The following is a 24,087-nucleotide window of genomic DNA, read 5'->3' on the forward strand; positions in this document are numbered from 1 at the left end:
CCCATCGAGAGCCGCGTCAGTCGGGCAGTTCGCGCATATCCAAGCCAAGCGCGGTAGCCAGGTCGATCGTCTTGCGGGGTGTCGAGCACTGCCTGGCCAGAGCGGCTTGGTCGAGCCGGCCGTCACGAGCTTGGAACAGGAATCGTGCGGCGGGATGCCGCCGCAATTCGTCAGTGGTGCGCTCGTCAGCAATGCGATGCGCCGTGGCAACCAGGACGGGAAAGGCCGACTGCAGCTCCACTCCCCAAGCTTCGACCTGCTCCAACCAACCGCGCGTGGAGGCGTCAGACGACGAGGAGAACCTCGCGATCGTTTCAGCCAGCTCCGACCAGGTGAAGTCACGCCAGGGCTTGGTCTTCAGGACGGGCAACTGCCATTGGCGCTTGACGATCGACCAATGATCCGCGTGCGCCTCCACCGAGTGCACGGTGAAACCCGGCAGGCATAGCGCGGTCAGGTTCCAGCCATGGCAGGCACCGGTGTCCAGGCCGAAGATCCTGCCGTCGCGGATCATCGGCTCGCGACCGGTCACATGATGGCCGAACGCGACCGGCTTGGCATCGGTGTAGTGGTCGTGCCAGTGACTGTCGGGGAACATCCCGGCGAGCTCTCGCTCACCGCTGGTGGAGCCGCAGAGAATCTCTTCTTTCTGCTCCGCCAGCGGGACCCCGGGCAGCATCGCGGCGTGGACGACGCGGACATGCTCGTTCTCGAAGTAGTACGGCAGCGTCCGCATCCACTCGACCGTCTCGGCGTAGCGGTCGCCCAGTTGCAAGCGCGTGATCTCCTGCGCGTACGAGAAGATCCCGCGCACGTGCTTGCGCTCATGGTTCCCCATGACCACAACCGAGTTCGGGCGCTCACGAAAGAGCCTGACCACCTCACCGGGCGCCGGACCCCGGTCGACCAGATCCCCAACGCTGACCAGCAGGTCGTCCGGGTGGAGGTCGACTTCGTCGAGCAACTCGACCAGCTCGTCGAAGCAGCCATGAATGTCGCCGATGACAATGGTGCGCCGCATCCGCGCGAGCCTAGGCAGCCACCGGTTCGGCGTGCAAAGGATTATCCAAAGCACTCCTGGGACGATCAGCGGCCCAGGCAGGCCCGTCCAGACCAGTTCTCAGCGCCCACGTCGGCAAGGGCCGTCCAGCCCCACTTCGCTGCCCAGTCGTCAACACCGCCCTGATGCGGCACCATGTGAGCATGCAACCTAACTTAAGACGCATACCCGATGATGGCGATGCTGCCGCCAAAGCCATTTTGAATCAACTACCCGAGCATATCGACAGCCGCCTCATCGAAAGCTTGGACGCATCCAACGGACTCGCTCTGGCCCGATTCGGAATCAGAGCGGCGACTTTGGCGATGAGATGGGCATCAGAGGAGCGTCTGCGTGATGGGCTGCTGGCATCCGCGTTAGACGCCTGCCGCGGAGAGGATGACCCGCGGGAGCTGATGGTCGCCTGGGCACTGCACTTCTTCGTCGCCGAGCACCTGCGACTCGAACCTAGAGCCCTGTTCCAGGAGACCGCAGACCGACTACCCGCCGGAGAGATCTCGAGGTTACTGCGAGAGTTCGGCGCCAGAGACGATGTGACACTGGATGCTTTCGCATGGCGTCTGATTTATCAGGACGCCGGGCGAATCAGCCGAACAACTTCATGCGACCTTCGCCAGCAGCGACGGAACGCCGTCTGCCGACCGCGAGGATTCCCCAAGCTCGCCCCAGGCGACCTACTTCGCTCGCTTCAGCAGCGTCCCCACACCTGCCCCCCCGAAGCGCTCACCGGCCCCGGCCTCGCCCCCCTATGCCGGTGAGAGGTTGGCGATGGCCGCGTCCGTCCGCACCTCGATCACCCTGCGTATCCACCTCTCAGGCGGACGTGCCCTAATCCTGTTGACCGCCGCAGGCACGCAGTGCTGGAGTCGGCATGTGGACAGCATCCCTGCCAACCGGAGGTTCTGGAATCAGATCAGCCGCGCCTACCAGCACGAGCACAACCCGCAGATCGGCGCCGCGCCCCGGCTTTGGGGCATGTACGCCATCCCTGACGCGCACCTGAACGCCCTGGGCGACGTTACGGGCAAGCGCGTCCTTGAACTCGGCTGCGGAGCCGGCCAGTGGTCCAGGTCGCTCGCCGCGGAGGGCGCCATCGTGGTCGGGCTGGATCTTTCCGAAGCCCAACTCGCGGCGGCAGCCCGCGGGATGGGAGCGGCCCGCTATCCGCTGGTGCAAGGCGCCGCCGAACTGCTCCCGTTCGCCGCCGAGAGCTTCGACTTGGTGTTCTGCGACCATGGCGGGCTCAGCTGGGCACCCCCGCGCTTGGCCATCCCGCAGGCCGCACGCGTCCTGCGGCGCGGCGGGCGCCTGGTGTTCAACACCGCCAGCCCATGGTTCGAAGCCTGCTACGACGACGAAGCCCGCCGCGTGACCACCACGCTGCACCACGACTACTTCGGGCTGAACACCATCGCCGAAGACCAGGGCGCGGCCAGCTACCAGCTCACGTACGGCGACTGGATCAAGACCCTACGCGGCGCAGGCCTCATCATCGACGACCTCATCGAGCCGCGTCCCGAGCCCGGAACACCCAACGGCTACAACAAAACCGACCCGCCCGACTGGGCCCACCGCTGGCCAGCGGAAATGCTCTGGATAACGCACAAGCCGTAAGCGCTCCCGCGCCACGGTGTCGATCACGGCCGCGGCTTCCATCCATTCCGGACGGGTGACGCGGCGGGGCTGGACCGGACGGAACAGGCCGCATGCCCCGCACGCCTTGGTGAGACGGCTGCGCTCTGATGAGGTGGAGGCAGTTCTCGTCCTGGGGCCTCGCTGACCCGCGGCTTAGATGTCCTGGCCGCCGAGGGATGGTTCAAGAGCATCGCCGCCAACCCCGACAGCCGTCCTCAGGCACGTGCCATACCGCAACGGCTGGGGGAGACCCATGGAAGTCATCGATTTCTACCGGCTCAGCCGCCGGATCACCGACCAGCTCGCACCCAGGATCAGCCCTAAGTACCGGCCGATCGTTCTGACCGCCGGAGGCGCCGGGGCCTGGGACCTCGCGATCCCGACGCTCGTCGGCGCCCTGTCGGAAGAGGACGTCGTGATCACCACGGCTGAGAAGGACGCGCTGCGGGAATTGATGGAGTTCCGCCGGGAGCCTCTGACGTACCTGGAGCAGATCCGGACCTCGGACTGACGGGAGGAGCGTAGATCAGGCTCCACCCCACCGCACGGCGGTGACGGCGATGGCCCCAAGCGTCCCAGGTTCAGCCCCGGCATGATGCCCAAGCGTGTGGGACATGCCACCAGCCGGCCCGAGCACCGGAAGTCCCGCGGAAAAGGCTGAGAGCCTCGTCCGGAAGGGCGGAAACCTGCTCCTCGACCTCCGGCGTCATGATGAGCCGATACAGCTAGCCTCGGGCCTCACGCTCGGCGAGAACCTCGCGCACCGGTCGTCCCTTGGGAACCGTCTCTCCGGCTTGGATGCGCTCGGCCACCGCATGCATGCGCCGCCGGCCTTCGGGGTCTTTGGCCGAGTCACAGGCCGCAAGCCACCACAGGTGTACAAAGTCGTTCAGGGCACCCAAGTCCAGACTGACGCGCACCTCGTCGAGCACAGCCTTGAGCCCGGCGTCGAACGCGTCGCGGTCCTGCGGCACCACCAGAGCAGCCCGGATGGCACGAAGACTCTTCTCTGGGACAGGCGTACCGCCTGCCGGGTAGTCCTGCGGTTGCGCGGTCATCACAAGCCCTCCTCCCCCATACCTAGAGCCTACAGACCTGGGCCCGTCCTGCGCCTGGATCGGTCGGAGGGCGGTGAGGCCCAGCACCGCGCACCAGTCTTCTAATCCACGGCAAGATCAGCATTGTCCAGGCTCATCCCCGCATGTCCTCTGACCAGCGCAGCAACCTCCCGAGCGTCCAGACTCACCCAAGGTCATCCGACCTCGTTGTCAGCACTGCCGTTAGCATCCGCACCCGTCCCCGAGGGTGCGCCCGCGCGAACGGCGAGCCGGTGTGACAGACGGATTCGCGCGGGCGTGCCCTCCGGCCCGCGGGCGGCTGGGGGCCCGCGAGGCCCCCGCTTCACGCATGCGCAACCGGCTGTTCAAGCCCCGTGCAGGCACCTTTTTATACGGCAGCGCTGTCCAAGCTCGGCGAGCCTGAAGCGGCCTGGATCTCCGCCGGACGCGCCATCGTGGCCGCCGAGCGTGCGGGCGATGCGTTGATGATGGCCGCCGGCGCCTTCCGGCTCGGGTTCGTCTTCCTGAGGGCGCGCCACTTCGACCAGGCTGAGGAGAACGCCCGGACGGCGGCCGAGGCACTGTGGTTCCTGGTCGATCAGGGCAAGCCTGACGCGATGTCGCTGTGGGGCGGGCTGACGCTGCAACGGACTGTGGCCGCGTCCCGGCTCAATCAGGCGGACCTGGCCTACCAGCATCTCGCGCAGGCGCGTGAGGTCGCCGAGCGGCTCGGGGACGGCCGCAACGACTACAACACCGAGTTCGGACCGGCGAACGTCGTCCTGCATGAGGTCGCCGTGGCGGTCGAGACGCTGCGGGTCTACGCGCACGTCATCCGGTTGGCCGAGGTCGCTGCGGCGGACGTGTTCGCTCGGGTCATGAGCGGAGCGGCGTAGGCGCTGCTGTTAGCAGGCCCGTTAGCAAAAGCCCTCTTGCGGTGATCGCAAGAGGGCTTTGACTTGGGAGCCGCCTGTCGGAATCGAACCGACGACCTATTCATTACGAGTGAATCGCTCTGCCGACTGAGCTAAGGCGGCCTGCCGTGCGGGGCACGGCGGGATGAAGTCTACCGGGTGTCGGGGGGTGGGTGTGCACGGGTTTTCAGCCGCATGTGGTTCCGGACTTGGGCGGGTCGGTCGTGATCAGGTAGTTGTCGGTGGCCTTGGTGATGCAGGAGTTGCCCTGCAGGTAGGCGGTGTGGCCGTCGCCGTTGAAGGTGAGGAGGACGCCGCTGGAGAGCTGGCTTGAGAGGTTCTGGGCCCACTTGTAGGGCGTGGCGGGGTCGCGGACGGTGCCGATGACGACGATGGGGGCCGCGCCCTTGGCGGTGATGGGCTTCGGCTGCTGGCGGGTCTGGGAGGGCCAGTAGACGCAGGGGAGGCCGCCCCAGACGACGAAGGGACCGAAGCGGGGGGCGACCTTCTTGGCCTCGTCGGCGGACTTCTTGTACTCGGCGAGGTTGGACGGGTTGGGCTTGTCCACGCAGTTGACGGCCATGTTGGCGTCGGTCTGGTTGCTGTAGGTGCCGTTGGGCTTGCGTTCGACCATCTCGTCCGCAAGGGCCAGGAGGACGGTGCCGTCGCCGCCCAGCGCCTGGGTCAGCGCCTGGCGCAGGACGGGCCAGTACTCCTTGACGTAGAGCGCCCTGGCGATGCCCATCACGGCCAGGGACTCGGTGACCTGGCGGGAGTCGCGGGTGTTCGGGAGCGGCTTCTTGTCGGTGGCGGAGAGGAAGGACTCGATCCTGGCGATGACGGCGTCGGGGGTGGCGCCGAGCGGGCAGTTGCCCGACTTGACGCAGTCGTCGGCGAAGGCGCGCAGGGCCGTCTCGAAGCCCTTGGCCTGCTCGATCAGCAGGTCGGTCGAGGAGAGCTGCGGGTCGACGGCGCCGTCCAGGACGAGGGCGCGCACGTTCTTCGGGAACTGCTCGGCGTAGAAGGCTCCCAGGTAGGTGCCGTACGAGGCGCCGTAGTAGGTGAGCTTCTCGTCGCCCAGGGCGGCGCGGAGGACGTCCATGTCGCGGGCGGCGTTGAGGGTGCCGACGTAGGGCAGTTTGGACGCGTCCTTGGTCTTGCAGCGCTGGGCGAACTTCTCGCTCTGGGCGCCGAGGGCCTTCGTCTCCTGCTGGTCGTCCGGGGACGCGTCGGTGGCGAAGAACTCGTCGAGTTCGGGGCCCGTGTTGCAGATGACGGGGTCGCTGGCGGCGACGCCGCGGGGGTCGAAGCCGACGATGTCGAAGCGGCGGCGCAGGTCGCTCCCGAAGGTGCGGGCGGCCTGGCGGACGAAGTCGACTCCGGAGCCGCCCGGACCGCCCGGGTTGGTGAGGAGGGAGCCGATCCGGTCGGACCTGTCCTCGGCGGGGAGCCGGATCACGGAGATGCCGACCTTCGCGCCGTTGGGTTCGGCGTAGTTCAGCGGCACCTGGACGGTCGCGCACTCGAAGCCGTTGTCGCAGGACTTCCAGGACGGTTCCTGGTCGTAGAAGGCGCGGAGTTCCACGGGGACGCCCGCCGGCGGCGTGTCCTTCTTGTCGCCGTCGGCGTCGCTGCCGCCGCCGCTGCATCCGGCCGCCGCCAGTGCCAGCACGGCGACCGCGCTGATGAGCCTCGCTGCCTTCACCCTGGTCCCCGTCTCGTCATAGCGGCTCGTACGCCGCCGCCTACGCTACGTCGGCGCGGCGGCGCAAGGCCACCATTGAGCCGGGACGGGGCCCGCGTGGCGCGGCGCGGGCCCCGTCCGTGCGCCATGCGGGGACATGGCGCGCCCAAGCGGTCGTTGGGCCGAACGGCCGCCCGGACGTCCCTACGGTCGTTCCGGGCCGCCGCCGCGTTGCGGGGCCAGGGAGGCGCATGCCTGCATGGCCTTCTGGTCCTTGGCCGAACTGTTCGGACGACCGCTGGGTGGCGCCCCGGAAGGACGAGTGGGAGGCGTCCCCGTCGGGCGGCCCGAGGGCATGTCGGACGGGCGGCCGGACGGGCGGCCGCCCGGGCCACCTGGGCCACCTGGGCGGCCGCCTGGGCCGCCCTTGGGGAGTTCGACGCCCTGTTTCTCCAGGCAGGCGCGGAACGAGGCCATCGGGTCGGCGGTCCCGGGCTTGTCCTGGTCGCCGCCTCCGCAGGCGGCGGTGGACAGCAGCAGGGCGGCGCTCAGCGCGCCCAAGGCGCAGCGCGCGGCGGTGTGCGGTCTCATTGCAGGTCTCCTCAGTCTTCGCCGGTCAGCGGCCCGTGCCCTGGTTCACGGTGGTCGCGGTGACCGTGCCGTCCGCGGCCTTCGTCCCCCGGACGGTGACGCTGGCGCCCGAGGCGATGTCCTTCAGCTCGCCGTCCTCGGTGATGCGGATCCTGGTCTTCGCGCTGGTCGCGACCTTCACGGTCTGGCCGGACGCCGTGCGCAGGTAGAGCGTTCTGCCGGTGACCTTCACGACGGTGCCGGTGGTGGCGTCGGCACCGCCGCCCGCGAAGCCACCGGGTCCGCCGGGGCTCAGGCCGCCGGGCCCCTGCCCGCCGGGCCCCTGCCCGCCGGGTCCCGCGCCGCCGGGTCCCGCGGCGCCCGGCATGCCGCCGTAGCCTCCCGGGGGGCGTCCGCCGGCGAAGCCTCCGGCCGGGCCGGTGCCGGACGGGCCGTCGCCGTCCGAGGCCCACTTCTGCGCCTGGACGCCGCCCAGGAAGCCCGCCACCAGGATGATCCCGGCGGCGAGGTACAGCGTCGGCCCCGGCAGGGCGCGGCGCTGCGGGCGGGCCGCCAGCGTGGCGTCGAGGTCGTCGCCGAACGGGGAGCTGGACAGCAGCTCGGCGTCGTCCGAGGGCGCTTGCCCGCTGGCGGCGGGTGTGCCGGACGATTCGGGGCTCACGGGTCTCCTTCGGTCGTCAGTCATGGCGGAGCGCCTCGATGGGGCGGAGCCGGGCGGCGCGGGACGCGGGGTAGCCGCCGAAGAACAGGCCGATCGCGACGGAGACGCCCAAGGCGAGGACGATCGACGACGGCACCAGGACGGGTTCGACGCCGGCGATCGTGAAGCGGCTTCCGGCGACCCCGGCGAGCACGCCGAGCAGGCCGCCGAGGAGGCTGAGGACGGTGGCCTCCGCGACGAACTGGCCGAGGATCGCGCCGCGCGGTGCGCCGATGGCCTTGCGGATGCCGATCTCGCGGGTCCGCTCGGTGACGGTGACCAGCATGATGTTGGTGATGCCGATGCCGCCGACGAGCAGGCTGATCGCGGCGACGGCGCCGAGCAGGACGGTGAACGTGCGGCTCGACTCGCTCACCGCCGACTGGACGCCGGCCTGGCTCGACACGCTGAAGTCCGTGGTCCCGTGCCGCTGGACGAGCAGCGCCGCGACCTCGGCCTGGGCGGTGTCGACGGCGCCGGTGCCCGTCGCCTGCACGATGATCTGGTCGAGGCCGCCGTAGCCGGTGAGGGTCTCCTGGACGGCGGGCAGCGGCGCGACGGCGATGCTGTCGGGGTCGGAGAACGAGGACGAGGACGACCCCGTCGCCTTGAGGACGCCGGCGACCGTGAACCGGATCCCGCCGACGTCGATCTTCTTGCCGAGCGGGTCCACCCGTCCGAACAGGTCCGCGGCGACCGTGCTGCCGATCACGACGGTCTTGCGTGCGGCGGTCACGTCCCCGTCGGTGAACAGAGCGCCGGACGCCGCGGTCTTGTTCGCGGCGGCGAAGTAGGACGGGGTGGTACCGACGAACTGGCCGATCGTCACGCTCGTCCCCTCGTACCCGGCGGTGACCGACTGGCTGGTCACGACGGGGGACGCGCTCTTCACCGACCGCGCCGAGGCGAGGGCCTTGGCGTCGGCCGTGGTGAGGTCGCGGGCCTGGGTGCGGGGGCCGGTGTCCGCGGCCTGGCCGGAACCGCCGCCGAAGCCGCCGCCGGGACCGCCGCGACCGCCGCCGAAGCCCCCGGGGCCGCCGAAGCCGCCGCGGCCCGTCGTGGACGGGCTGACGGTCAGCGAGTCGGCGCCGAGCCGCTGGATGCTCTGCTTGATCTGCTCGGACGAGCCGTTCCCGACCGCGACGAGCAGGATCACCGCGGCGACGCCGATCAGGATGCCCAGCGTGGTGAGCGAGCTGCGCAGCTTGTTGGCCGACAGTCCGCGCAGCGCGAACCGCAGGACGTCGAGGACGCTCAACGCGCGCCTCCCGCGGCCGTCGTCCAGGCGGCGCCGGGCGGCGGGCCGGTGACGGGGGCGCGGCGCGCGTCCTCGACGATCCGGCCGTCCACGAGGCGGACGACGCGTTTGGCGTGCGCGGCGACGTCGTCCTCGTGGGTGATCACGATGATGGTGCGGCCGGCGAGCGCGAGCCGGTCGAAGAGGCCGAGGACGTCGGCGGTGGAGCCGCTGTCGAGCGCGCCGGTCGGCTCGTCGGCGAGCAGCAGCGCGGGCGCGGTGACGAGGGCGCGGGCGACGGCGACGCGCTGCTGCTGGCCGCCGGACAGCTCGTTCGGCTCGTGCCGGGTCCGGTCGGCGAGCCCGACCTCGCGGAGCGCGGCGAGGGCCCGGCGGCGGCGGTCGGCGCCTTTGACGCCGCCGTAGGCGAGCGGGAGCTCGACGTTGGCCTGCGCGGTCATCCGCGGGATGAGGTTGAAGGACTGGAACACGAACCCGATGCGGCGGTTGCGCAGGATCGCGAGGCTCCGCTCGTCCAGCCCGGCGACGTCCCGGCCGTCGAGGAGGTAGCGGCCGCCGCTCGGCGCGTCGAGGCAGCCGATGATGTTCATCAGCGTGGACTTGCCGGAGCCGGACGCGCCCATGACCGCCACGTAGTCGCCGCGCTCCACGGTCAGCGAGACGCCGCGCAGGGCGTGGACGGCCGTTTCGCCCGTCCCGTACACCTTCGTCACGTCGCGGAGGTCGAGCACGGGGGCTGCGGGCGTCATCGGCGGCCTCCCCCGCCGCCCATTCCCGGCCCGCCGCCCATCCCGGGGCCGCCGCCGCCCGGGAACCCCTGGCGCTGGGTGGTGCCGGACGTCCCGGAACCGGTCGTGGACGTGACGACGACCTGGTCGCCCTCTTCCAGCCCGGACTTGATCTCGGTGCCCTGGTCGCCCTTGACGCCGGTCTCGACCGTGACCGTGCTCTGCCGGCCGTCCCGGACGGCGGTCACCGTGCTCTGCCCGCCGGCCGTCCGGACCGCCGCGCTCGGGACGTAGAGGACGTCCTCCGCCCTGGCGACGGTGATCTCGACGGTCGCGGTCTGGCCGAGCCGGACCGCGGACGGGACGTCCTCGAGCGAGATCGTGGCGGGGAACTTCACCACGTTGTCGGTGGTCGTCGGCGACGCCCCGATCGCGGTGACCTTACCGGTGGCGGTCGTGCCGGTCAGCGCGTCGAACGAGACGGTCGCGGACTGGCCCACTTTGAGCTTGGTGGTGTCCGCCTCGGTGAAGTTCCCCTTGACCTGCAGGTGCTTGGTGTCGGCGATCTCGATGAAGCCGGACCCGGACGAGGACGCCGATGACGAGGAGGCCGACGAACCACCCGGTGAGGAACCGCCCGAACTGGACCCGGTCCCCGAGGAGCCGGAGCCGGAGCCGCTGGAGCTTCCGCCGACCGTCCCGTTGACGGCGGTGACCGTCCCCGCGAACGGAGCCTTCAGCACGGTCCCCTGGTAAGCCCGCAATGCGGAGTTGTAGGCGTTCTTCGCCTGGACGTAGCTTGCGTAGCCCTTCTCCGAGGAGGTGTCGCCCGCGGCGGCGACCGCCAGGTTCGCCTTGGCGGCGTTGACGTTCTCCAGCGCCTCGGTCTGGTCGAGGCGCGCGAGGACCTCGCCTCCCGAGACCTTCTCCCCCGCCTTGACGTAGATCTTGGCGACCGTGCCGGACGCGCCGAACGACAGGGAGCGGCTCCGGGCGCTCTCCACGGAGCCGGACGCCGAAACCGACGATTCCACGGTGCCCCGCGCGACGCGCGAGACCCGGGTGGACGCGGCGGCGCCGTCGCCTCCGTCGCCGAGCGTGAGGTACGCGGTGCCGGCGCCCGCGACGAGCAGCACGCCGAGCGCGCCGTTGACGAGCAGCGTCCGGCGCTGAAACGGCCGATTCATGGAGGTGATGCTCGTGCGCACGCATGTGGCTCTCGTGAGCCGTGAGTGAGAAACGGATGAGAGAGATGCTTCGTTACATCAACTAATGAAACATCCCGCGATGGTGTGATTCCTATCGCTTTGCCGCCGAACGCCTTGAAAGCCGCCGCCTGCCTACGCGACCGTAGGTTACGCGAACGTAAGTTACCGGCCGGCAGGAGGCAATGTGATCAGTGCTGCCCGATCACGCCCGGGCGCGGGCGCGAACCGGCGGCGGCTCCGGCTCGCGGAGGCCGCCCGGCTCCTCACCACCCCGCTGCTGCCCGAGGACTACCTCGGCCTGGTCAACCCGCTGTGGTCCGCGACCGACCCGCGCGGACGCGTCGAGGCCGTGCGGCACGAGGCGCCCGGCGCGGCGACGCTCGTGATCAGGCCCGGCCGGGCCTGGCGGGGGCACCGGCCGGGCCAGTGGGTCAGGATCGGCGCGGACATCGGCGGCGTCCGGCACTGGCGGACGTTCTCGCTGTCGTCCCCGCCCCGGCCGGACGGGCGGATCACCGTCACCGTCAAGGCCGCGCGCGACGGGTTCGTGTCCGCGCACCTCGTGCACGAGATCCGTCCCGGCGCGCTCGTCCACCTGGCCCCGGCGGACGGCGAGTTCGTGCTCCCGTCGCCGCTCCCCCGCAAGCTGCTCTTCATCACGGCCGGAAGCGGGATCACCCCGGTCATGGCCATGCTCCGCGCCCTCACCGGCGAGCGCGAGCGCGGCGGCGCCGACATCGTCGTCCTGCACTCCGACCGGACGGCCGGCGACGTCATCTTCGGCGCCGAACTCCGCGCGATGGCCGGTATCGACCTGCACGAGCGGCACACGTCCAGCGAGGGCAGGCTCAAGCCGTCCGAACTGGCGGACGTCTGCCCCGACTGGGCGGAGCGCGAGACCTGGGCCTGCGGCCCCGGCGCGATGCTCGACGACCTCGCGGCGCACTGGGACGCCGCAGGGATCCCCAGCCGCCTGCGCGTCGAGCGGTTCCGGACCGTCCTGCAGGGCGGCGGCGAGGGCGGGCGCATCACGTTCACCAGGAGCGGCGTAGAAGCGGACGCCGACGGGAGCACGCCGCTCCTGGTCGCCGGCGAGAACGCGGGCGCGCTGCTGCCGAGCGGCTGCCGGATGGGCATCTGCTACAGCTGCGTCGGCCCGCTGCGCTCCGGACAGGTGCGGGACCTGCGCACCGGCCGGGTGCACGGCGAGGAGGGCGAGATCGTCCAGACCTGCGTCTCGGCGGCCGCCGGCCCCGTGGAAATCGACCTCTGAGGCTCTGGAGGACTCATGACCGACCATCTGACGGCCGCGGACCACGACGCCATCGCCGCCGAGCTGGACGCGCTCCGCGAGGAGATCATGTCGGCGCTGGGCGAGCGCGACGCGTCCTACATCCGCCGGGTGATCCGCTGGCAGCGCGGCCTGGAGATCACCGGCCGGGCGCTGCTGATGGCCTCCTCGGTGCCGCCCGCCTGGGTCGCCGGGACCGCGACGCTCACCGTCGCGAAGATCCTGGAGAACATGGAGATCGGGCACAACGTCATGCACGGCCAGTGGGACTGGATGCGCGACCCGAAGATCCACTCGACGACCTGGGAGTGGGACAACGTCTCGCCCGCCGAGCAGTGGAAGCACTCGCACAACTTCGTCCACCACACCTATACGAACGTGATCGGCAAGGACAACGACGTCGGCTACGGCATCCTGCGCGTCGCGCCCGAGCAGAAGTGGAGCCCCGCCCACCTTCCGCAGCCCCTCTACAACCTGCTGCTCGCGATGTTCTTCGAGTACGGGGTGGCGGTCCACGACCTGGAGACGGGCAAGGTCCTGGCGGGGAAGGTCGACCCGGAGGTCACCAAGGAGAAGCTGCGCCAGATCGGCCGCAAGATCGCCCGCCAGTGGGGCAAGGACTACGTGGCTTTCCCGCTGCTCAGCGGCCCGCAGTTCCTGTCCACGCTGGCCGCGAACTTCACCGCCAACGTGGCCCGCAACGTCTGGGCCCACATGATCATCTTCTGCGGCCACTTCCCCGGCGACGTCGACGTCTTCGCCAAGGACCGCCTGGACGGCGAAACGAAGGGCGAGTGGTACGTCCGGCAGCTGTGCGGCTCGGCGAACATCACCGGCGGGCCCCTGTTCCACCTGATGACGGGGAACCTCAGCCACCAGATCGAGCACCACCTGTTCCCCGACATGCCGAGCAACCGCTACGCCGAGATCGCCCCGCGCATCCGCGCGCTGTGCGAGAAGTACGACCTGCCGTACCACACGGGCTCCCTGTCGAAGCAGGTCACGAGCACCTGGAAGAAGATCTTCAAGTACGCGCTGCCGCCGGCGGAGCGGCGCCGGCGTCAGCCGAGGGCCTGGGCGACCGGCAGGTAGAGGCGGGACGGGTCGTTCGCGATCGGGGCGCCGTACTCCATGACCGTGGTGGTGAAGGCGAGGCGGAGGCCGTGGTCCTCCGCCCACGCGATCAGCTCCGGGTGCCGGTGGTCGATGTCGAGACGGATCGGGCCCCTGGGGGCGACCTCCTCCACCAGCGCGAGCGCGGTGCCGGCGTCCTGCGCGATGACGGGGCCGACGACGGCCCGGCCGTCGTTCCACCACGCGCCGCCGTAGCCCACCACGCCGTTCTCGTCCCGGACGACTCGCAGCGTCTCGCAGAACTCCGCCAGGCCCTGGACCACCTGCGACCTGTCGGCGCCGAACACCTCGGTGTCGAGCTTGTGCACAGCGGGCAGATCGCCTGCCTCCACCGGTGCGGACACACCTTGGCTGGACGGCCCGTCCCACTCGCCCTTGTACGTCGTGCACAGGCCCACGGCGCGGAACCCAAGGCGCTCATATAGAGGACGCCCGTACTCCGTGGCCGTCAGGCACAGGCTGGCCGTGCCCGCGTTGTCCATCGCATGGCGCATCAGCCGTCCGCCTAGGCCGCGCCGCTCGAAGCGCTTGGCGACCAGCACCATGCTGATGGCCGCGACGTCCTTGCCGTAGGGGGTGGACACCACCGTCCCGGCGAGCCCTCCGTCGCCGTCGTCGATGCCGTAGACGTCGCCCACCGAGAACAGGAACCGCCACTTGCGTTCCTCAGGCCCCCACTCGCGGTCCTCCGCGAGACGCTGGCAGGCGCCGAGTTCATCGATCCCCAGCAACCGCACAGCATCGTCCATGAGCGGACGCTAGGGCGGCACCGGCGGCGTCCACAACCGAATTACGGTCGTCCCTGCCTTCAGTAGACGGAGACTCCGTAGGCGGAGAGGATCGGGTTGATCGGCTGGAAGAAGGACGAGCCTCCGCTGGCGCAGTCGCCGATGCCGCCGATGCCCAGGCCGAGGGCGGTGGTGCCTGAGAAATAAGGGGCGCCCGCGGTGTCGCCGGGTTCGGTGCAGACGGTCGTCTGAGCCAGGCCGGTGACCGTCCCCTCGGGGAAGCGGATGGTGACGTTGAGCGCCGTCACCGTCCCGCACCGGACGCCGGTGGTGGGGCTGCTGCGGCACACGCGCTGGCCGATGACCGGGTTGCCCGCCGACGTGATGTCCTGGGAGCCGGGGTGGAGGAGGACGCTGCCGGGCCGCTCCACCTGCGGCTCGACGTACCGGACGAGCGCGACGGCGACATTGGTGACCGAGACGACGGTGCCGAGTTCCGTGGTCAGCCCCGCGTCGGCGTAGATGGTCAGCCCGACCTGCGCGCAGCCGCCCGCCGTGAGGAAGTAGTAGGTGCCGTTCTGGCGGACGTTGAAGCCCAGCGTGCAGCGGGCCCCGTTGCCCCCGTAGACCGCCTGCCCGCCTTCGGCACTCGGCGCGGCGGCGGGCGCAGTGGTGGTGGCATGGGCGGCGGGGGCGAAGACGGTCAGAACGGCCGATATCACGGCCATGGTGAACAAGCGGCGCATCACGAACCTCCTGTGGGAGCCCAGGTCGGTGGCTCCCCGGAATAGTGCGTAGGACCGGCCTGCGCGGCAAGGGGACGAAGGTGCCAAGGTTCACGGGGGCCGTCCATCAGAATCTCGATCACCCCAGGTGGGAGGGTGGTCGTGGAGTCACCATGACCTCGTGTGGGTTCTCCAGACCATTCCATGGGACGGACGGGAACCGGCGCGGGTGAGGATTCCAGGATGACCGAAAGTAGGGACGAGTCCGGGTCGTACGCCGGGCGGACCGCCTGGGCACGGAGCCTGCGGACCCCGCTGCGGGAGTTCCTGCGCACCGAGACCGGCGGCGCCGTGGTGCTGCTGACCGCGACGCTCGGAGCGCTCCTCTGGGCGAACGTGGACGCGGGCTCCTACGAGCGGCTGTGGACGATGGACGCGTCCGTCACCGTCGGCGGCAACGGCATCACGCGGGACCTGCGCGACTGGATCAACGGCGGCCTGATGACGGTGTTCTTCTTCGTCGTCGGGCTGGAGGCGCGGCGCGAGTTCGACGTGGGCGAGCTGCGCGACCGGCGGCGGCTCGCGCTGCCGCTCGCCGCCGGGCTCGGCGGCCTGGCGGTGCCGGTCGCGATCTACCTGGTCTTCAACGCCGGGCAGGACACCGCGCACGGCTGGGGCATCGCGATGTCGACCGACACCGCGTTCGCGCTCGGGGTGCTGGCGCTGGTCGGGCGGCGCTTCCCGGCCCGGCTGCGCGCGTTCCTGCTCACCGCGACCGTGGTGGACGACGTCGTCGCGCTCGCGGTCATCGCGATCTTCTACAGCGAGGAGGTGCACGTCGCGTCGCTGCTGGCGGCGCTCGGCGTGTTCGCCGCCGTCGTCGCGCTCCGCGCCACCGGCAGCCGACAGACCGGCCTCTACGTGCTGCTGGGCGTGGGCGCGTGGCTGGCGCTGGAGTCGTCCGGGGTGGAGCCGGTGGTCATCGGGCTGGCGATGGGCCTGCTGACGTACGCGCATCCGGCGGCGCGCAGCGACCTGGAGCGCGCGTCCGAGGTCTTCCGGCTGTTCCGGGAGCAGCCGACGCCGGAGTACGCGCGGTCGGCGCAGACGCTCGTGGCGGCGGCGATCTCGCCGAACGACCGGCTGCAACTGCTGATCCACCCGTGGACGAGCTACGTCATCGTCCCGCTGTTCGCGCTCGCCAACGCCGGGATCGCCATCAGCGGCGACTTCCTCGGCCGCGCGTTCACCTCCCCGGTCACTCTCGGCATCCTGGTCGGCTACGTCGCCGGGAAGCCGATCGGCCTCGTCGGCCTGTCCTGGCTGGTCACCTGGCTGAGCCGGGGCCGGCTGCGGCCGCCGGTCGGCTGGGCGGCGGTCGGCGGCGGCGGCGCCGTCGCCGGCGTCGGGTTCACCGTGGCGCTGCTGATCGCGACGATCACCTTCACCGGGACGCGGCTGGAGGAGGCGAAGATCGGCATCCTGATGGCCGCGCTGGGCGCCACGGTCCTCACCTGGCTCGTCGTCCGCGCGACCAGGCTGCTGCCCGCGACCTGGCGGTTGCGCGCCCTCCTCGGGACGGCGGAGACGATCATCGACCTGGCCGCGCCGGTCGACGAGACGCGCGACCACATCCGCGGCCCCGCCCGCGCCCCGGTCACCGTCGTCGAGTACGGCGACTTCGAATGCCCCTACTGCGGTCAGGCGGAGGACGTCATCCGGGAGCTGCTCGCCGACTACGGGGACGTCCGGTACGTGTGGCGGCACCTGCCGCTCACCGACGTCCACCCGCAGGCGCAGCTCGCGGCGCAGGTGGCGGAGGCCGCGGCCGCGCAGGGCGCGTTCTGGGAGATGCACGACCTGCTCCTGATGCACCAGGACGAGCTGCAGCCGAAGGACCTCATCCGCTACGCGAGCGAGCTCGGCCTCGACCTCGACCGGTTCCGCGCCGACGTGCGCGGGAACCGGAGCATCGACCACATCGCCGAGGACATCGAGTCCGCCGACCTGAGCGGCGTCTCCGGTACCCCGACCTTCTTCGTCAACGGCCGCCGCCACATCGGCGCCTACGACATCACGGCCCTCTCCGCGGCCGTCAAGACCGCCCGCAAGACGATCGCCCTGCGCTCCTGACCTCGCCTCGGGCCTACGCTCCGGGGCTACGCTCCTGACCCCGTTTCGGGGGCGTCCGGGACGTCCCCGTTGTACATGGCGTCGTGCTGCTGACGGGGCGAGCACACCGAGGCGGACGGGCAGGAGCAGCGGCGCGATCCCACCTTCACCGTCACCCGGTCGCCGGGGACGTTGTAGCCGATGACCTGGCCCTCGCCCTCGGGCGTGCTGACGCGCGACCCCAGCCGCGGGGCCTTCTCCTTGAACTCCATGTAGAGCGGGTGCTCGTACTTCAGGCAGCACATGAGGCGGCCGCAGGCTCCGGCGATGCGGAGCGGGTTGACGGGGAGGTCCTGCTCCTTCGCCATGCGGACGGAGACGGGCTCGAAGTCCTTGAGGAAGGTGGCGCAGCACAGGTCGCGGCCGCAGGGGCCGATGCCGCCCTGGAGGCGCGCCTCGTCGCGGGGGCCGACCTGGCGGAGCTCGACGCGGGCCTTGATGCCGCGGGCCAGGTCGCGGACGAGGGCGCGGAAGTCGACCCGGTGCGGTGCGGTGAAGTAGATCTTGAAGACGTTGTCGTGGTCGAGGTAGTCGACGCCGATGACCTTCATCGGCAGCTCGTGCTTGCGGATGAGGCGCTTGGCGATCGAGCGGCCCTCGGCGCGGCGGCGGCGGTTGGTCTCGTCGCGGGCGAGGTGCTCCTCGGTGGCGGGGCCCGCGCACTCGGGCAGCCCCTCGATGTCGTCGGACACCCACTGGGGCGCCCACACGCACTCGGCGACCTCCGGGCCCGACTCGGTCGGGACGAGGACCTTGTCGCCGACCTTCGGGGTGTGCGGGCCCGGGTCGAGGTAGTACAGGCGGCCGTAACGGGTGAAGCTGACGGCCATCACCATGCCCACGGTTTCGCTCCGTTCGCCCGGTTCCGTTGCTCCACGTTAGCCGTCCGGGCGCGTGCGTCACCAGGTGGCGTCGGCGAGGTCCTCCGCGGGGACGGCCGGGAGGCCCTGCGCGTACAGGTCTCCGGCGGTGACCATGACCGTCTCGCCGGTGACGGCCGTGTCGATGTCGGTCACCGGGCCCGCCGCCTGCTGCTTCCACAGCACCTTCACCGGCTTGCCCGCGAGGGTGAACGTCTGGACGGTCAGCTGCGACTTCGCGACCGCCCCGGTGATGACGGTCTTGCCGTGGACGACCGCGTTGGAACTGCCCTTGGGCAGCGTCATGACGGCCTTGCTGGCCTTCAGGTTGCCTTCGGCGCCGCTGGTGTCGAGCGTGCGGAGCTGGCTCTTGGCCGAGCCGACGGGCGTCCAGACGAACGACAGTGAGGCACCGGACCAGGAGAGGCTGTCGACCCGGCCCGGGGACTTCGTCGTCCAGGTCTTGCTGGTGCCGCTGCGCAGGGACAGCACCGTCACGCGGCCCCGCTTGCCCGAGTACGTCACGTAGGCGACCTGGTCGCCGGAGACGGCGATGTCCGACCAGGCGGTGGAGGTGCCGGGGACGGTCGCCTTCGGGATGTCCTTCAGGTCGTGCGGGTGCCCGTCGTCGTTCAGGTGGAGGCGCTGGAAGGTGACGGTGCGGTCGCCGTAGGACGCGACGATGTACGAGCCGTCCTTCGCGGCGGCGACGCGGTGGAAGACCCGGCCCCGCGGCGGAGCCACCGGCAGGCCCACGTTGGCGCCGGTGCGCACGTCGCGGACGAGCAGCGCCGTCCCGCGCGCGGTGACGCCGACGACGAAGCGGGGTTCGGTCGGGTCGGCCTTGGCGGCGGCGGCCGGCTTGGCCTCGCGCTCCTCGTCCGCGGCCTCCTGGCGGTTGTGCGCCAGGTCGACACCGCCGCCGATGAACAGCGCCGCGGCCGCGGCCGCGGCGAGCGGAGCCAGGCTCTTCCATGAGCCGAGCCTCATCCCCGAGTCGTCGCGCCTGCCGTCGTCCATGGGTACGCCGTGCACCTGCCTCTCCACGCGTGGGTCACCGCGTCGTTTCTATCTCATCTACAGGCGCACAAAAACCCATGAAGCGGGAGTTACCACATCGACGCCGAACGGCAGCCGCCCGGCGAGCACCACAGCGTCATCACGAAGCGTAACCAACGAGCGGTATCTGGCTACAGAGAGCTTGCCGTCGCTCAGCCGAGGGACGCGCGCGCGGCGTCCACCAGCGACGACCGGTACGAGGCGCCGAACAGCGCCACGTGGACCAGCAGCGGATGGAGCTGGTGCAGCGGGACGCGGGCGCGCCAGCCGTCCGCGAGCGGCGCCGCCTCGTCGTAGGCGGCCAGGACCGTGTCGAGGTGCGGCGTGCCGAAGAGCGCCATCATCGCGAGGTCGGTCTCCCGGTGCCCGCCGTGCGCGGCCGGGTCGATGAGCAGCGCCCGGCCGTCCGTCCACTGGACGTTCCCGGACCACAGGTCGCCGTGGATCCGGGACGGCGGCTCCGGCGGCCCGGCCAGCTCCTCGATCTCCGCCATCACCCGCTCGACCAGGCGGACGTCGCCCTCCGACAGGTGCCGGGCCCCGAGGCGGAGGAACGGTTCGAGGCGGCGCTCGGCGTACCAGCGCGGCCAGCCGCCGTCGTCGGGGGTGTTGTCGAGCGGGAGGTCGGCGATGAAGCCGTCCCAGGGCGCCCCGTAGGCGTCCGGGCGGTTCCCGGTGTGCAGGGCGGCCAGCTCGCGTCCGAACCGCTCGGCGGCGTCGCGGGACGGCGCCGCCGACGGCAGCCACGGCAGGACGAGCATCCGGTCGTCGGCGGCGAGCACCTCCGGGACGGGCGTCCCGGGCCCCGCCTCGCCCAGCCACCGGAGCCCCGCCGCCTCCGCCGCGAACACCCCCGGCTGGTCGTCGGCGGCCTTCACGAACACCTCGCGGCCGTCCGCGAGGGACGCCCGGTGCAGCGTCCAGGAATGGCTGGAGCCGAGGTCGCGCACGTCCGAGACCCCGGTGCCGAGGAGGCGCTCCAGCCGGTCGCGCACTCAGCCCTCCTTGAGCGCGGCGCGGATCTCCTCCAGGAGGCCCGGCATCGCCGCCTCGACCTGCCCCAGGACCAGGTCGAACTCCTCGCGCCCGCTGTAGTACGGGTCGGGGACGTCCAGGTCGCCGGCCGCGTCCGGGTCGAACTCGCGCAGCAGGCGGATCTTGCCGCGCGCCTCCTCGTCCGGCGCCATCGAGCGCAGCGCCGCCAGGTGCCCGCCGTCCAGCGCCAGGATCAGGTCGTACCGGCCGAACCAGGACGGCTCGAACTGCCGCGCGATGTGCGCCGACCGGTAGCCGGCCCGCTCCAGCGCCGCGACCGTCCGCTCGTCGGCGCCGTCGCCCACATGCCAGCCGCCGGTACCGGAGCTGTCGACCTCGACGTCCAGGCCCTCCTCCTCGACGTGGTGGCGCAGGACCGCCTCGGCCATCGGGGAGCGGCAGATGTTGCCCGTGCAGACGAACGTGACGCGGTACGGCATGGCCCCATCATGCCCGAGGACGGCGTCCTTCAACGAAGACGGCGCCGTCACGCCTTGCCGAGGGTGCTGATCACGACGGCGTCCACGCCGGGAGTGCCCTCGAACTGCGACTTCACCGCCTTCGCCACCCCGATGTCGGTGACGTGCACGCGGAAGGAGTCGGGGATGTCACCCGGGGAGGCGCCGTCCAGGAGGTCCTTGCGGTCGGCGAACGTCTTCTTGAAGTTCTCGTACGCCTGTTCCTTGGACTCGTACTTGACGATCATGACGCCGTTCATCTCCCGCAGGCGCTTCCTGACCGCGTCCTTCTGCGCCTGCTCGGCGTCCCGGTGGCCGCAGTCGGGGTTGCTGGAGCTGGCGGCGCAGAAGAACACCGCCACGTCGCGCTCCTGCGGGTCGGAGGTCGAACCCTTCTCGGAGGCGTCCCGCATCAGGAACCACCCGCCGATGCCCGCGCCAACGGTCAGGATCAGTGCCGCCGCGGCCGCGGCCACGATGAGGACCGGACGCGCCGGAGCCCTGCCCGGCCGCCCCGGAACCACCGGCGGGACCGGCTGGACCGGCTGGACCGGCGGTAAGCCCTCCCCGCCCTCGTCGTCGTGCCGTGCGTCAGAGCGGGGCTCTCCGGGGTCGCTCACCGTTCGTCCTCCCGTGCGGTATGGCGGCGATTATGGGCGAGTCCATCTATAGGTGATTCCGTCCCTGAACGGAACACGACCCCCGGCCGGGTGGCCGGGGGTCGCGTCCCGGGGTGGGTCGAGCGGCGGCGTCAGCGGCGGACGGCGTTCAGCGCGTCCACGATGCCGTTGCCGAAGAACCCGTTCTGCTCCTTCGAGCCCTCACAGGTCTGCGTCGAGGTCTGCTTGCCCGCCGAGGTGTACCAGACGTACTCGACGGTCCGCGGGCTCGGGCATTCCTTGGCGGTCGCCGTGCCGCGCAGCACCTGCTCCACCTTGTTCGGGCTCAGCGTCAGGCCGCCGTTGCGGTGGTCCCGCTGGCCGTACCGGCTGACGATCAGCGCCGCGACGCCGACGGCGTGCGGCGACGCCATCGAGGTGCCCTGCAGCGACTGGTAGTAGGCGCAGTCGTCGCCCTTGCAGCTGCGGATGATGTACGGCACCTTCGGCGTGCCGTCCGCGTTCAGCTCGCCGCGCTCCTTCGCGAGCCGCTCGGGGTACGCGGCCCAGATGCCGGCCTTGTCGTCCGCGCGCTGGTCGGCGGTGTCGACCTTGTCGCCGCCGGGCGCCGCCACCGCGACGTACCCGTTGCCGAAGCTGCTGTAGTACGACTTGCGGGTGGACGGGCCGGTCGCCGAGATCGGGATGACGTGCTCGCCCTCGGACGGCATCGACACGCAGCTCGCCGGGACCGTCCGGTCGTGCGGCTCCTCGCCCGGCGTGGACGGGAAGTCGGGGCTGGAGTCGTCGGTGTTCGTCTTCGTGTAGTCGACGAAGTCGTTGCCCGCCGCCGAGATCAGCGTGACGCCCCGGTCGTGCGCGAAGTTCAGGGCGCGCTGCGCCGCCGTGATGATGGTGCGCTGCTCAAGCTGCTCTTCGGGGCTGTCGGCCGGGTTGTTGCCGCAGTTCCACAGCCACGGGTCGATGTAGTACGACATGTTGACCACGTCGATGCCGTGCTTGGCCGCGTAGGTGAGGCCGTCGACGGTCGGCTGCAGGAAGAAGTACCCGGAGTCCTGGCCGACGCGCAGGTTCACGATCGACACGTTCGGCGCGACGCCCGCGATGCCGAGCCCGTTGCGGGGCGAGGCGATCGTGGACGCGACGTGCGTGCCGTGGTCGTTGTCGTCCCAGTCGTTGGGGTCGACGCACGACTTGAACTCGCAGGGGCCGTCGACCTCGTTGCCGTTGGCGTCCGTCGGGATGTCGGTGGTGAAGTTCCGGCTGAGCGCGCGGTTGAAGTTCGGCTTGATGTCGGGGTGGTCGCCGTCCACACCGGTGTCGAGGACGCCGACCAGCACGCGCTTGTCGCCCGGCTCCTTCTTGTACGAGCCGTCCGCCGTCGCGTGGATCTGCTTCATGTCCCACTGCAGATCGGCGAGGGGCTCGGTGTCCTTGGACGGGGCGCCGGTCAGCGCGACCCGGCTCTTGGTGCCGGTCAGCCGCTCGACCTTCGGAGCCGCCTTCTTCGCCTTCGGGGCCTGGCCGATGACGCGGTTGTGCGCGACGCCCTCCACCGCGCGCTGGCGCATCGCCGCGCGGATGAACTCGGGGTTGTCGGAGCGCACCGTCGCGACGCCCACATCGCGGTTCTCGTGGACGACCTTGCCGCCGGCCGCGCGCACCGCGCGCTGGGCCTGCCCGGGAGAGACGCGTTCCTTGTAGAGGACGACGTACTCCGACACCTCACCCTTCGCCGGCGCTGGTTTCGGTTCCGCTGACGCTGGGACCGCGAGAGCCGCCATGGTGGCGACGGCGCACGCGGCGGAAATCAAGGCTCGCCGCAAAGCTGACCTCCTGGCCGTGGGGGAGCTAGCCCGGATGATTGGGGGGTAAACCAGGCGAAGGTACGTGTGCGGCTGTTGAGAGTTGCGTACGTTTATGTAACGAAATGGACTTTTCCTTGTTAGGCACCGCGGGCCCGTCATCAACCGGTGAGCATGCGCGCAGGGCGCATCGGCCGGTGCGCCTCAGCCGGTCCGCAGGGCGAGCGTGAGCGCCTCCACGGCCAGCAGCGGGTTGACGTTCGCCTCCAGCCGCTCCCGGCACGCCATGATCGCGTCGAGCCGCCTCAGCGTGTCCTCGGGCCGCCCGCGCGCCGCGGCCGTGCGCAGCTCCGGGCCGAGCTCGGTGTTGACCAGCTCGGTGCCCGCCCCGAGCTGGAGCGTCATGACGTCCCGGTAGTAGGACGCGAGGTCGAGCAGCGTCCGGTCGAGGGCGTCGCGCTCCAGCCGGGTGGCGCGCGACTTCTGCCGGGCCTCCAGCTCCTTCAGCGCGCCGGCCGTCCCGCGCGGCATCCGGCCCTTCGCGCTCTCCCCGAGGGCCTGCCGCAGCGCGGACGTCTCCGACTCGTTCAGCTCCTCCGTCTGCGCCTTCGCCTCCGCCTTCGCCGCCGCGACCAGCGACTCCGCCGCCGCCACGGCCGGGCCCACCGACGACAGCCGGCGCGGCACCGCGAGCACCTCGGCCCGCCGCCGCCGCGCCTCCGGGTCGGTCGCGAGCCGCCGCGCCCGGCTGATGTGCCCCTGCGCGGCCCGCGCCACGACGTCCGCGGTCTCGCGGTCCACGCCGTCGCGCAGGGCGAGGACGTCCGCGACGGCGCTGATCGGCGGTGTCCGCAGCGTCACCAGCCGGCACCGCGACCTGATCGTCACCAGCAGGTCGTCCGGGGACGGCGTGCACAGCAGCCAGACCGTCCGCGCGGGCGGCTCCTCGATCGCCTTCAGCAGCGCGTTCGCCGCCGCCTCCGTCGCCCGGTCGGCGTCCTCGAACAGCACGACCTGCCAGCGTCCACCGGTCGGGGACGACGACGCCCGCAGCACCAGCGCGCGCGCCTCCTTCACCCCGTACGACAGACCCTGCGGCCGGACGACCTCCACGTCCGCGTGCGTGCCCTGGAGCACCTGGTGGCAGGACGCGCAGTGCCCGCAGCCGCGGAGCGTCTCCTCGCACTGCAGCGCCGCCGCGAACGCGCGCGCCGCCGCCGACCGCCCCGCCCCGGGAGGCCCGGTGAACAGCCACGCGTGCGCCAGGCCGCTCGCGCCCTCCGCGGCCGACGACAGCTGCGCGACGACGGGCTCCTGCCCGACCAGGTCATCCCACACGCTCATGGGTCAAAGGCTAACCGCCC

23 protein-coding genes and 1 tRNA gene are annotated in these 24,087 nt (G+C 71.1%); 6 read left to right on the plus strand and 18 right to left on the minus strand.

The genetic code is table 11. The features are described from left to right. Positions 1–16 precede the first annotated feature (16 nt). Complete coding sequence (locus tag CHF16_RS07285) at positions 17–1,021, minus strand: metallophosphoesterase family protein (RefSeq protein ID WP_089325339.1); 1,005 nt, start codon at positions 1,019–1,021, stop codon at positions 17–19. Positions 1,022–1,828: 807 nt separating this feature from the next. Here CHF16_RS07285 and CHF16_RS07290 point away from each other — a divergent pair. Both CHF16_RS07290 and CHF16_RS07295 read left to right on the plus strand, forming a co-directional pair. Then, a complete protein-coding gene (locus CHF16_RS07290; RefSeq protein WP_218826567.1) occupies positions 1,829–2,674 on the plus strand; it encodes a class I SAM-dependent methyltransferase in 846 nt (281 codons plus the stop codon). A gap of 274 nt (positions 2,675–2,948) precedes the next feature. Beyond that, positions 2,949–3,206, plus strand: a complete 258-nt coding sequence (locus CHF16_RS07295) for a hypothetical protein (protein ID WP_089325152.1) — start codon at positions 2,949–2,951, stop codon at positions 3,204–3,206. A gap of 214 nt (positions 3,207–3,420) precedes the next feature. On the opposite strand, the gene CHF16_RS07300 is transcribed toward CHF16_RS07295, so the two are convergent. Then, on the minus strand, positions 3,421–3,753 hold the full coding sequence (locus tag CHF16_RS07300) for a DUF6247 family protein (protein WP_089325341.1): 333 nt from the start codon (positions 3,751–3,753) through the stop codon (positions 3,421–3,423). Positions 3,754–4,127: 374 nt separating this feature from the next. On the opposite strand from CHF16_RS07300, the gene CHF16_RS07305 reads away from it, so the two are divergent. Further along, positions 4,128–4,649, plus strand: coding sequence for a hypothetical protein (locus CHF16_RS07305; RefSeq protein WP_245868274.1), 522 nt, complete (start codon positions 4,128–4,130; stop codon positions 4,647–4,649). A 68-nt stretch (positions 4,650–4,717) separates the two neighbouring features. Here the strand turns inward: CHF16_RS07305 and CHF16_RS07310 are convergent. The 7 genes from CHF16_RS07310 to CHF16_RS07335 form a co-directional block, all read right to left on the minus strand. Further along, positions 4,718–4,790, minus strand: a tRNA-Thr gene (locus CHF16_RS07310). Positions 4,791–4,854: 64 nt separating this feature from the next. After that, positions 4,855–6,372, minus strand: coding sequence for an alpha/beta hydrolase (locus CHF16_RS07315; RefSeq protein ID WP_089325153.1), 1,518 nt, complete (start codon positions 6,370–6,372; stop codon positions 4,855–4,857). A 183-nt stretch (positions 6,373–6,555) separates the two neighbouring features. Further along, positions 6,556–6,942 carry a hypothetical protein gene (locus tag CHF16_RS39325; protein WP_143227902.1) on the minus strand — a complete coding sequence of 129 codons (387 nt, stop codon included), beginning with the start codon at positions 6,940–6,942 and terminating at the stop codon, positions 6,556–6,558. A 25-nt stretch (positions 6,943–6,967) separates the two neighbouring features. Beyond that, positions 6,968–7,603 carry a DUF5666 domain-containing protein gene (locus tag CHF16_RS07320; RefSeq protein ID WP_089325154.1) on the minus strand — a complete coding sequence of 212 codons (636 nt, stop codon included), beginning with the start codon at positions 7,601–7,603 and terminating at the stop codon, positions 6,968–6,970. A 16-nt stretch (positions 7,604–7,619) separates the two neighbouring features. Then, a complete protein-coding gene (locus CHF16_RS07325) occupies positions 7,620–8,900 on the minus strand; it encodes an ABC transporter permease (protein WP_089325155.1) in 1,281 nt (426 codons plus the stop codon). Continuing rightward, a complete protein-coding gene (locus CHF16_RS07330) occupies positions 8,897–9,649 on the minus strand; it encodes an ABC transporter ATP-binding protein (RefSeq protein WP_089325156.1) in 753 nt (250 codons plus the stop codon). The genes CHF16_RS07325 and CHF16_RS07330 overlap by 4 nt, the downstream gene beginning before the upstream one ends. Further along, positions 9,646–10,815 (minus strand): efflux RND transporter periplasmic adaptor subunit, encoded by a 1,170-nt coding sequence (locus tag CHF16_RS07335; RefSeq protein WP_089325342.1) that lies wholly within the window; start codon positions 10,813–10,815, stop codon positions 9,646–9,648. Before CHF16_RS07335 ends, CHF16_RS07330 begins: the two co-directional genes overlap by 4 nt. A 205-nt stretch (positions 10,816–11,020) precedes the next feature. Between CHF16_RS07335 and CHF16_RS07340 the strand changes: the two genes are divergently transcribed. Next, complete coding sequence (locus CHF16_RS07340; RefSeq protein ID WP_245868275.1) at positions 11,021–12,109, plus strand: ferredoxin reductase; 1,089 nt, start codon at positions 11,021–11,023, stop codon at positions 12,107–12,109. A 15-nt stretch (positions 12,110–12,124) separates the two neighbouring features. Further along, complete coding sequence (locus CHF16_RS07345; protein WP_089325157.1) at positions 12,125–13,219, plus strand: fatty acid desaturase family protein; 1,095 nt, start codon at positions 12,125–12,127, stop codon at positions 13,217–13,219. Here the strand turns inward: CHF16_RS07345 and CHF16_RS07350 are convergent. Together CHF16_RS07350 and CHF16_RS07355 are read right to left on the minus strand one after the other, a co-directional pair. Continuing rightward, the gene (locus CHF16_RS07350) at positions 13,189–14,010 is read right to left on the minus strand and encodes a GNAT family N-acetyltransferase (protein ID WP_089325158.1); all 822 of its coding nucleotides are present in this window, start codon (positions 14,008–14,010) and stop codon (positions 13,189–13,191) included. The genes CHF16_RS07345 and CHF16_RS07350 overlap by 31 nt on opposite strands. A 59-nt stretch (positions 14,011–14,069) precedes the next feature. Further along, positions 14,070–14,735, minus strand: coding sequence for a S1 family peptidase (locus tag CHF16_RS07355; RefSeq protein WP_089325159.1), 666 nt, complete (start codon positions 14,733–14,735; stop codon positions 14,070–14,072). A 222-nt stretch (positions 14,736–14,957) separates the two neighbouring features. Between CHF16_RS07355 and nhaA the strand changes: the two genes are divergently transcribed. Then, positions 14,958–16,847 (plus strand): Na+/H+ antiporter NhaA, encoded by a 1,890-nt coding sequence (gene nhaA, locus CHF16_RS07360; protein WP_089325160.1) that lies wholly within the window; start codon positions 14,958–14,960, stop codon positions 16,845–16,847. A gap of 26 nt (positions 16,848–16,873) precedes the next feature. Here nhaA and CHF16_RS07365 read toward each other — a convergent pair whose 3' ends face one another. The 7 genes from CHF16_RS07365 to CHF16_RS07395 all read right to left on the minus strand — a co-directional run bounded on the left by CHF16_RS07365 (position 16,874) and on the right by CHF16_RS07395 (position 24,067). Continuing rightward, a complete protein-coding gene (locus tag CHF16_RS07365) occupies positions 16,874–17,722 on the minus strand; it encodes a PSP1 domain-containing protein (protein WP_089325344.1) in 849 nt (282 codons plus the stop codon). 63 nt (positions 17,723–17,785) lie between these two features. Beyond that, positions 17,786–18,781 carry a hypothetical protein gene (locus CHF16_RS07370; protein WP_143227903.1) on the minus strand — a complete coding sequence of 332 codons (996 nt, stop codon included), beginning with the start codon at positions 18,779–18,781 and terminating at the stop codon, positions 17,786–17,788. Between the two features lie 176 nt (positions 18,782–18,957). Then, entirely contained in the window at positions 18,958–19,800 is an 843-nt protein-coding gene (locus tag CHF16_RS07375; RefSeq protein WP_089325162.1) for a fructosamine kinase family protein, read from the minus strand. Continuing rightward, on the minus strand, positions 19,801–20,280 hold the full coding sequence (locus tag CHF16_RS07380) for a low molecular weight protein-tyrosine-phosphatase (protein WP_089325163.1): 480 nt from the start codon (positions 20,278–20,280) through the stop codon (positions 19,801–19,803). Between the two features lie 47 nt (positions 20,281–20,327). Further along, positions 20,328–20,918 carry a permease-like cell division protein FtsX gene (locus CHF16_RS07385; RefSeq protein ID WP_089325164.1) on the minus strand — a complete coding sequence of 197 codons (591 nt, stop codon included), beginning with the start codon at positions 20,916–20,918 and terminating at the stop codon, positions 20,328–20,330. Positions 20,919–21,049: 131 nt separating this feature from the next. Beyond that, entirely contained in the window at positions 21,050–22,642 is a 1,593-nt protein-coding gene (locus tag CHF16_RS07390; RefSeq protein WP_245868276.1) for a S8 family peptidase, read from the minus strand. Between the two features lie 285 nt (positions 22,643–22,927). After that, positions 22,928–24,067, minus strand: a complete 1,140-nt coding sequence (locus CHF16_RS07395) for a DNA polymerase III subunit delta' (protein ID WP_089325166.1) — start codon at positions 24,065–24,067, stop codon at positions 22,928–22,930. Positions 24,068–24,087: the final 20 nt, after the last annotated feature.

The organism is Actinomadura meyerae (assembly GCF_900188445.1).
Classification (GTDB): Bacteria; Actinomycetota; Actinomycetes; order Streptosporangiales; family Streptosporangiaceae; genus Spirillospora; species Spirillospora meyerae.

Bases quoted from the DNA above. Each gene is read 5' to 3' on its own strand.
- CHF16_RS07285 (WP_089325339.1), bottom strand. From the start codon at position 1,021: ATGCGGCGCACCATTGTCATCGGCGACATTCATGGCTGCTTCGACGAG.
- CHF16_RS07290 (WP_218826567.1), top strand. From the start codon at position 1,829: ATGGCCGCGTCCGTCCGCACCTCGATCACCCTGCGTATCCACCTCTCA.
- CHF16_RS07295 (WP_089325152.1), top strand. From the start codon at position 2,949: ATGGAAGTCATCGATTTCTACCGGCTCAGCCGCCGGATCACCGACCAG.
- CHF16_RS07300 (WP_089325341.1), bottom strand. From the start codon at position 3,753: ATGACCGCGCAACCGCAGGACTACCCGGCAGGCGGTACGCCTGTCCCA.
- CHF16_RS39325 (WP_143227902.1), bottom strand. From the start codon at position 6,942: ATGAGACCGCACACCGCCGCGCGCTGCGCCTTGGGCGCGCTGAGCGCC.
- CHF16_RS07330 (WP_089325156.1), bottom strand. From the start codon at position 9,649: ATGACGCCCGCAGCCCCCGTGCTCGACCTCCGCGACGTGACGAAGGTG.
- CHF16_RS07335 (WP_089325342.1), bottom strand. From the start codon at position 10,815: ATGAATCGGCCGTTTCAGCGCCGGACGCTGCTCGTCAACGGCGCGCTC.
- CHF16_RS07345 (WP_089325157.1), top strand. From the start codon at position 12,125: ATGACCGACCATCTGACGGCCGCGGACCACGACGCCATCGCCGCCGAG.
- CHF16_RS07350 (WP_089325158.1), bottom strand. From the start codon at position 14,010: ATGGACGATGCTGTGCGGTTGCTGGGGATCGATGAACTCGGCGCCTGC.
- CHF16_RS07355 (WP_089325159.1), bottom strand. From the start codon at position 14,735: ATGCGCCGCTTGTTCACCATGGCCGTGATATCGGCCGTTCTGACCGTC.
- nhaA (WP_089325160.1), top strand. From the start codon at position 14,958: ATGACCGAAAGTAGGGACGAGTCCGGGTCGTACGCCGGGCGGACCGCC.
- CHF16_RS07365 (WP_089325344.1), bottom strand. From the start codon at position 17,722: ATGGTGATGGCCGTCAGCTTCACCCGTTACGGCCGCCTGTACTACCTC.
- CHF16_RS07380 (WP_089325163.1), bottom strand. From the start codon at position 20,280: ATGCCGTACCGCGTCACGTTCGTCTGCACGGGCAACATCTGCCGCTCC.
- CHF16_RS07395 (WP_089325166.1), bottom strand. From the start codon at position 24,067: ATGAGCGTGTGGGATGACCTGGTCGGGCAGGAGCCCGTCGTCGCGCAG.